Consider the following 9563-nt stretch of genomic DNA (forward strand, 5'->3'; position numbering starts at 1 on the left):
TGCTTCTCGTCACAAACGCTTGCGCCGGGAATGCCCGCGCTCTGTCGTGCTACCGCTATGGCCGGGGGCCGTCCCCGAACCCGAGCTCGTTTTCGATGAAGGCGAATACCTCATCGGGTGTTGCCTCTTGCAGTTGTTCCGTCACGGTCGCGCCGTTCGAAGTGGGCTCTGGTTCGCCCCACTTCGCCAGCAGGGCCTGGAGGCGCAGCGCTATGTCCGCCCGGGTCTCGCTGTCCGGGTCGAGCACGGACAGCGCCGACTCCAGCTTCTCCAGCTCCGCGATGCCCGGGGCCGCCGTGGCCCCGCCGTCCTGGGTGATCTCGGCACGCAGGAAGTCGGCCAGCGCGGCGGGCGTCGGGTAGTCGAAGACCAGCGTCGCGGGCAACCGCAGCCCGGTGGCCGCGGTCAGCCGGTTGCGCAGTTCCAGGGCGATCAGGGAGTCGAAGCCGAGCTCCTTGAACGCTCGGCCCGCTCCGACCTCCGCGGTCGACGGGTGGCCGAGCGCGCTGGCCGCGTGCGAGCGGACCAACTCCACCACCACCAGCGACTGTTCGGCCTGCGACATCCCGGCCAGCCGCTGCCGCAGCGCCTCCGCCGACGACCCGGCCGCAGCGGACTCGTCGCCCGCGGCACCGGTCTGCGCCAGCCGCCGCACCTCCGGCAGTTCGCCGATGAACGGGCTGCGGCGCACCGCGGTGAACCCGGGGGCGAACCGCTCCCAGCGGATGTCCGCGATGGCCACCGTCGTCTCGTCGTGGTCCAGCGCCTGCTGTAGCGCGCTGATCGCCAACCGCGGTGCCATCGCCGGGACACCGCCCCGATCGAGGCGGTCGCCGATGGCGCCGCCCGCGGCCAGGCCGCTGTCGCCCCAGCGCCCCCAGGCCACGGAGGTGGCCGTCAGGCCGTTGGCCCGGCGGTGCTCCGCGAGTGCGTCCAGGTAGGCGTTGGCGGCGGCGTAGTTGGCCTGACCGGCGTCACCGAGCGTGCCCGCGACACCCGAGAACAGCACGAACGCCGACAGGTCCAACTCCGCGGTCAGCTCGTGCAGGTTGCGCGCGGCATCCGCCTTCGGCCCCAGTACGGTGGCGAACCGTTCCGGGGTGAGCGCGTCCAGCACACCGTCGTCCAGCACTCCCGCGGTGTGCACGACCGCGGTGAGCGGCCGGTCGGCGGGAATGTCGGCGAGCAGTGCGGCCAGCGCGTCCCGGTCTGCGGCGTCGCAGGCCGCGATGGTGACGTCGGCACCCGACTCGGCCAGCTCGTCACGCAGTTCGGCGGCGCCGGGTGCTTCGAGGCCGCGGCGGCTGGTCAGCACGAGGTGCTGGGCACCGTTGTCCGCCAGCCAGCGGGCGACGTGCCCGCCAAGCGCCCCCGTACCGCCGGTGACCAGCACCGTGCCGTCCGGTCGCCAGCCGCGCACCGCGACCGCGTCGGCGAGCGAGGCACGGGTCAGCCTGCGGGCGAACAGCCCCGCGGGGCGCACCGCCACCTGGTCCTCGCCGTCCAGCCCGGCCAGTACCGCGACCAGCCGGGACAGCGCACGCTCATCGGCGGCCTCCGGCAGATCGACCAGACCACCCCAACGCTGCGGGTACTCCAACGCCACCGTCCGGCCGAAGCCCCACAGCAGCGCCTGCGCCGGATCACGTACCGGGTCCGTCGCCGCCACCGACACCGCTCCCCGCGTGGCGCACCACAGCGGGGCGTCGATCCCGGCATCGCCCAACGCCTGGACGAGGGCGAGCGAGCCGTGCAGCGCCTGCGGATGGGCGTCGAACGCGAGCAGCGAGAGCACTCCGCCGATCCGTTCGCCGACCGGCAGCTCGTCGCGCAGCCGGTCGGCCAGCACCTTCCGGTCGGTGTCGGCGGCCGCCAGCGGCAACTGCCTTACGGAAGCTCCGCGTTCGGCGAGCACTCGGGCGACGTCCGCCGTCTGGGCGGCCCCGGTCTCGGGCACTACCAGCAGCCATGTTCCGGAGAGCCGGGCCGTCCGCTCCTCGGCCAGCGGCTGCCACGTCACACGGTAACGCCAGCCGTCCACCGTCGACTTCTCACGGCTCTGGCGGCGCCACGAGGACAGTGTGGGCAGTACGGCGCCCAGCGGCTCGCCGTCTATCTCCAGGGTGTCGGCGAGGGATTCCAGGTCCTCACGCTCGACGGCCTCCCAGAACAGGGCGTCGGTCGGGTCGGACGGCGAAGACTCGACCGTCTCCAACGCGGAGGCCTCCGGCCAGTAGCGTTGGCGCTGGAAGGCGTAGGTGGGCAGGTCGACCCGGTGGGCGCCGGTTCCCGCGAAGACCGCGTCCCAGTCAACGGTCACACCATGTACGTAGGCCTCGCCCAGCGAAGCGTAGAAACGCTCCAGCCCACCCTCATCACGCCGCAACGACCCCAGGGCCGCCGCCTGACGGCCGCAGTCCTCGATCGTCTCCTGAACACCAACAGTGAGCACCGGATGCGCACTGGACTCGATGAAGACCCCGAAGCCCTGCTCCAGCAGCGCACGGACCGCCCTCTCCAACTCCACCGTCTGCCGCAGATTACGGAACCAGTACTCCGCCGTCAGCTCCGGACCCTGCACCCACTCACCCGTGACCGTGGAAAGGAACGGCACCCGCGCAGGCCCCGGGACGATCGGAGCCAAAATCTCCAACAGCTCGTCCCGCAAAAGCTCCACCTGCGCCGAATGCGAGGCGTAATCCACCGGAATGCGACGCGCCCGCACCCCATCGGCCTCACACGAAGCCAACAACTCATCCAACGCGACCGGCTCACCAGAGACCACGACCGAGGACGGACCGTTGACCGCCGCCACCGAAACCCGATCCTCACCCCAAACCGCCAACCGCTCCCGGACATCCCCCACCGGCAGGGCAACCGAGACCATGCCACCCAACCCGGCCAGCACCCGCCCAATCGCCTGACTACGCAACGCAACCACCCGCGCCGCATCGCCAAGGCTGAGGATCCCCGCCACACACGCGGCAGCGATCTCACCCTGCGAATGCCCCACCACGGCAGCGGGCACAACACCCACCGACCGCCACAGCTCGGCCAACGACACCATCACCGCGAACAACACCGGCTGAACCACATCAACCCGGTCCAACGACGGCGCACCCTCATTCCCCCGCAGCACATCGACCAACGACCAATCAGTGAACGGTTCCAAAGCCGCCGCACACTCATCGATCCGGGCAGCGAACACGGGTGAAGCGTCCAACAACCCGACAGCCATGCCTACCCATTGCGACCCCTGTCCGGGGAACAGGAAGACCCCTTGGCCCCCGACTCCTGCCCCCTCAACGAGGTTCGGCAGGCTGAGCCCCTGGGCCAGTGCGTCCAGTCCGCGCACGAAGTCTTCCCGGTCACGGCCGACCACCACCGCGCGGTGGTCCAGTCCGGCCCGGGTGGTGGCCAGCGAGTAGCCGACGTCAGCGGGCCGCAGGTCACCGTGGGTGCCGAGGTGGGCAAGCAACCGCTCGGCCTGTCCGCGCAGCGCCGCCTCGCTCTTGCCGGAGAGCACCCACGGCACGACGGGCGAGGTGTCGGCGGACTGTACCGGGGTCTCCTCCTCAACGGTAGGGGCCTGTTCGAGTACGGCGTGCGCGTTCGTACCGCTGAAGCCGAACGAGGACACGCCCGCACGGCGCGGATGACCGGTTTCGGGCCACTCGCGCGCCTCGGTCAGCAGTGAGACCGCGCCCGCCGACCAGTCCACGTGCGGCGTCGGCTCGGCGATGTGCAGTGACTTCGGCAGCACACCGTGTCGCATCGCCAGCACCATCTTCATCACACCGGCGACACCGGCCGCGGCCTGTGCGTGGCCGATGTTGGACTTGATCGACCCCAGCAGCAGGGGTTGGTCCTCCGGCCGCCCCTGGCCGTAGGTGGCCAGCAGCGCCTGCGCCTCGATGGGGTCACCGAGCGAGGTGCCGGTGCCGTGCGCCTCGACGACGTCCACCTCGGCGGCGGTGAGTCGGGCGTTCGCCAGCGCCTGGCGGATCACCCGCTGCTGCGAGGGGCCGTTGGGCGCGGTGAGGCCGTTGCTGGCACCGTCCTGGTTGACCGCGGTGCCCCGCACCACGGCCAGCACCGGGTGGCCGTTGCGCTGGGCGTCCGACAGCCGCTCGACGAGCAGCATGCCCACGCCCTCGGCCGGGGAGAACCCGTCGGCGTCCGACGAGAACGCCTTGCAGCGGCCGTCCGTGGAAAGCCCACGCTGACGGCTGAACTCGATGAAGGTGCCCGGGGTCGACATCACCGTCACACCGCCCGCGAGCGCCAGCGAGCACTCGCCGTTGCGCAGCGCCTGAACGGCCAGGTGCAGCGCGACCAGCGACGCCGAGCACGCGGTGTCCACCGTGACGGCCGGCCCCTCAAGCCCGAACGTGTACGACAACCGGCCGGAGACAACGCTTCCGGCGGTGCCGGTCGCCAGGTGGCCTTCGAAGCCCTCGCCGCTGCCCTGCATCAGCATCGAGTAGTCGGAACCGTTGGTGCCCACGAAGACACCGGACTGGCTGCCGCGCAGCGTCGCCGGATCGATCCCGGCCCGCTCGAACGCCTCCCAGGAGGCTTCCAGCAGCAGCCGCTGCTGCGGGTCCATCGCCAGCGCCTCACGCGGGCTGATCCCGAAGAACCCGGAGTCGAACCGCGCCGCATCGCTGAGGAACCCGCCCTCACGGGTGTACGAGGTGCCCTGCGCGTCCGGATCCGGGTTGTACAGCGCCTCGACGTCCCAGCCGCGGTCCAGCGGGAACCCGCTCAGCGCGTCACCGCCGGAGTTCAGCAGCCCCCACAGTTCCTCCGGCGATCGCACGTCCCCGGGGAAGCGGCAGCTCATCGCCACGATCGCGATCGGCTCGTCACTGGCGGTGGCGGCAGCGGTCGGCAGCGGAGCCGCCAGCGCGCCCTGCTCACCGGAGAGTTCGGTGCGCAGATACCTGGAGAGGGCGGTCGGCGTCGGGTAGTCGAAGATCAGGGTCGGCGGCAGCCGCAGCGCCGTCGCCCCGTTCAACCTGTTCCGCAGCTCCACGGCGGTCAGCGAGTCGAAGCCCAACTCCTTGAACGCCCGGTTCGCCTCCACCGCGTCCGCGCCCTGGTAACCCAGCACGGAAGCGACGGCGCCGCGCACCAACTCCAGTAGCAGCCGCTCCTGTTCGGCCTCGGAAAGGCCCGACATCCGCTGTACGAGGGCCGCGCCGCCTGCCGCCTCCTCTTCGGCGTCGGCGCGTAGCGACTCCATGACCGCCCTGGCCTCGGGCAGGTCGTGCAGCAGCGGGCGCGGGCGGCCGGAGGTGAAGGCCAGGACGAAGCGCTTCCATTCCATGTCGGCCACGGTCAGCGTGGTCTCGTCCCGGTCCAGGGCGTGCTGGAGCGCGGTGACCGCGAGTTCCGGTGCCATCTCCAGCACACCGTGGCGGCGCATCCGGTCACCGACCGCGCCCTCCGCCATACCACCGTCACCCCATGGCCCCCACGCCACCGAGGTCGCGGGCAGCCCGGCGGCGCGCCGGTACTCGGCGAAGGCGTCCAGGAACGCGTTCCCCGGCGCGTAGTTGCCCTGCCCCGGGGCGCCGAAGGTGGCGGCGAAGGACGAGAACAGCACGAACGCGGACAGGTCGAGGTCACGGGTCAGCTCGTGCAGGTTGCGCGTGGCGTCGACCTTGACCCGCAGCACCCGGTCGAGCTGCTCCGGGGTCAGCGCCTCGATGACCGCGTCGTCCAGTACGGCGGCGGTGTGCACGACGGCCGTGAGCGGCCGGTCGGCGGGTATCTCGGCGAGCAGTGCGGCCAGCGCGTCCCGGTCGGCCACATCACAGGCCGCGATCGTGGCCTCGGCGCCCAACTCGGACAGTTCGGCACGTAGTTCGGTGGCGCCGGGTGCGTCGAGGCCGCGGCGGCTGGTCAGCACGAGGTGCCGGGCGCCGGTGCGGGCGAGGTAGCGGGCGACGTGCGCGCCGAGCGCCCCGGTGCCACCGGTGACCAGGACGGTGCCGTCCGGCCGCCAGTCACGCACGGCGGGCGTCTGCGCCAGGGGGGCGCGTACCAGCCTGCGGACGTACAGCCCGGAGGGCCGCACCGCGACCTGGTCCTCGCTTTCGGTCCCGGCGAGGGCCGCCACGACCCGGGCCAGCGCGCGGTCGTCGACGGCTTCGGGCAGGTCGACCAGACCGCCCCAGCGCTCACCGTGCTCCAGCGCCACGACCCGGCCAAGGCCCCACACCAGCGCCTGCGCGGGGTCGTCCAGCGGCTCCGCGCGGTTGACGGCAACCGCACCACGGGTGGCCAGCCACAGCGGCGCGTCGATCCCGGCATCGCCGAGCGCCTGCACCAACGCCATGGACGCGTGCAGCGGCTGCGGCTGGCCGTCCAACGCCAGCAGCGACAGCACACCGCTGAACGGCCCGTCCTCGGCGGCGAGCGCATCGGCCAGCGACTTCCGGCCGGTATCGGCCGCAGTCAACAGCCGTACGGACGCCCCTCGTTCAGTGAGTACGCGGACCGCCTCAACCGCCCATGGGCTCTCCTGGTCGGACGCCACGAGCAGCCAGGTGCCGGAGAGCCGTGCCGCCGTCTCCTCGGTCACCGGCTTCCAGGTGACCCGGTAACGCCAGCCGTCCACCGTCGAGTTCTCACGCCCCTGCCTGCGCCAGGCGGACAGCGCGGACAGCGCCTCACTCCACGGCTGGTCGCCGTCCACCGCCAACTCGGCGGACAGCGCCTCGAAGTCCTCGCGCTCGACGGCCTCCCAGAAGCGGGCCTCCACGGAGTCCGTGCCACTGTCTTCAGCGGGGTTGGCAGCGCCGGACTCCAGCCAGTAGTGCTGGCGCTGGAAGGCGTAGGTGGGCAGGTCGACCCGGTGGGCGCCGGTTCCCGCGAAGACCGCGTCCCAGTCAACGGTCACACCATGTACGTAGGCCTCGCCCAGCGAAGCGTAGAAACGCTCCAGCCCACCCTCATCACGCCGCAACGACCCCAGGGCCGCCGCCTGACGGCCGCAGTCCTCGATCGTCTCCTGAACACCAACAGTGAGCACCGGATGCGCACTGGACTCGATAAAGACCCCGAAGCCCTGCTCCAGCAGCGCACGGACCGCCCTCTCCAACTCCACCGTCTGCCGCAGATTACGGAACCAGTACTCCGCCGTCAGCTCCGGACCCCGCACCCACTCACCCGTGACCGTGGAAAGGAACGGCACCCGCGCAGACCCCGGGACGATCGGAGCCAAAATCTCCAGCAGCTCGTCCCGCAAAAGCTCCACCTGCGCCGAATGCGAGGCGTAATCCACCGGAATGCGACGCGCCCGCACCCCATCGGCCTCACACGAAGCCAACAACTCATCCAACGCGACCGGCTCACCAGAGACCACGACCGAGGACGGACCGTTGACCGCCGCCACCGAAACCCGGTCCTCACCCCAAACCGCCAACCGCTCCCGAACATCCCCCACCGGCAGGGCAACCGAGACCATGCCACCCAACCCGGCCAGCACCCGCCCAATCGCCTGACTACGCAACGCAACCACCCGCGCCGCATCGCCAAGGCTGAGGATCCCCGCCACACACGCGGCAGCGATCTCACCCTGCGAATGCCCCACCACGGCAGCGGGCACAACACCCACCGACCGCCACAGCTCGGCCAACGACACCATCACGGCGAACAACACCGGCTGAACCACATCAACCCGGTCCAACGACGGCGCACCCTCATTCCCCCGCAGCACATCGACCAACGACCAATCAGTGAACGGCTCCAAAGCCGCCGCACACTCATCGATCCGCGCCGCGAACACCGGCGAGGCATCCAACAACCCCACCGCCATGCCCACCCACTGCGACCCCTGCCCCGGAAAGACAAACGCCGCCTTACCACCGACACTCACACCACAGGTCAACCCAGCCGCCATCCCACCAGCGGCCAACGCCTCCACCCCGGACCGCAGTTCCGCCAGATCCGCACCCCGCACCACCGCACGGTGATCCAACGCAGCCCGACCCGTGGCCAACGACCACCCCACATCCACCGGACGCCCATCCACCCCAGCGTCCAACACCGCCAGCAACCGCTGCGCCTGACCCCGCAACGCGGCCTCACCCTTACCGGACAACGGCCACACCACCACACCAGGCACAACCCCAGAAACAGCCTGCGGCTCCCCCTCCGCCACAACCTCAACCGGCGCCTGCTCCACGATCACATGCGCGTTCGTCCCACTGAAACCGAACGAGGACACGCCCGCACGGCGCGGCTCGCCGGTCTCCGGCCACTCCTGGGCCTCGGTCAGCAGGGACACCGCGCCCGCCGACCAGTCCACGTGCGGCGTCGGCTCGTCGATGTGCAGCGTCTTGGGCAGCACACCGTGTCGCATCGCCAGCACCATCTTCATCACGCCCGCGACACCGGCCGCCGCTTGCGTGTGGCCGATGTTGGACTTGATCGACCCCAGCAGCAGCGGCCGGTCCTGCGGACGGTCCTGCCCATAGGTGGCCAGCAGTGCCTGCGCCTCGATCGGGTCGCCAAGGGTCGTGCCGGTGCCGTGCGCCTCTACCGCGTCGACCTGGGCGGCGGACAGGCTGGCGTTGGTGAGCGCCTGGTGGATCACCCGCTGCTGCGAAGGACCGTTCGGCGCCGTAAGACCGTTGCTCGCACCGTCCTGGTTGACGGCGCTGCCCCGCACGATCGCGAGTACCGGGTGGCCGTTGCGCCGGGCGTCCGACAGCCGCTCCACGAGCAGCATGCCCACGCCTTCGCCCCATCCGGTGCCGTCGGCGGCGGCGGCGAACGGCTTGCAGCGGCCGTTGGCGGCGAGGCCGCGCTGGCGGCTGAACTCGGTGAAGGTGGCGGGCGTCGCCATGACCGTCACACCGCCCGCGAGCGCCAGCGAGCACTCGCCGTTGCGCAGCGCCTGCACCGCCATGTGCAGGGTGACCAGCGACGACGAGCAGGCGGTGTCCACCGTGACGGCCGGGCCCTCAAGGCCGAAGACATACGACACCCGGCCGGAGGCGATGCTGCCGGAGCTTCCGGTGCCCAGGAACCCCTCGACACCCTCGGGCACGGCGTCCAGCCGGGCGGTGTAGTCGTGGTACATCACGCCCGCGAACACCGCCGTGCGGCTGCCGCGTACCGAGGTGGGATCGATCCCGGCCCGCTCGAACGCCTCCCAGGAGGCTTCCAGCAGCAGCCGCTGCTGCGGGTCCATCGCCAGCGCCTCACGCGGGCTGATCCCGAACAGGGCCGGGTCGAACCGGCCCGCGTCGTAGAGGAAGCCACCCTCACTGACGTAGCTGGAGCCGGGCTGGTCGGGGTCGGCGTCGTACAGCGACTCCACGTCCCAGCCACGGTCGCTGGGGAACTGCCCGATGGCGTCCGTACCGTCCACGACCAGCCGCCACAGGTCCTCGGGGGTGCGTACGCCTCCGGGGTAGCGGCAGCTCATCGCCACGATGGCGATGGGCTCCTGGTTCCGCTCCTCGACCTCGCGCAGCCGCCGACGGGCCTGACGCAGGTCGGCGGTGGCCCGCTTGAGGTAGTCGCGAAGCTTGTCCTCATTCACC

At 71.1% G+C, this 9563-nt stretch carries 1 protein-coding gene; it reads right to left on the bottom strand.

Annotated features, from left to right (window positions below; all coding sequences use genetic code 11):
- Window positions 1-55: 55 nt before the first annotated feature.
- On the bottom strand, window positions 56-9562 hold the full coding sequence (locus tag P3G67_RS19140) for a type I polyketide synthase (protein WP_391858294.1): 9507 nt from the start codon (window positions 9560-9562) through the stop codon (window positions 56-58).
- Between the last annotated feature and the right edge of the window lies 1 nt (window position 9563).

The organism is Streptomyces silvisoli, assembly GCF_029269905.1.
In the GTDB taxonomy this organism is placed as follows: Bacteria; Actinomycetota; Actinomycetes; order Streptomycetales; family Streptomycetaceae; genus Streptantibioticus_A; species Streptantibioticus_A silvisoli_A.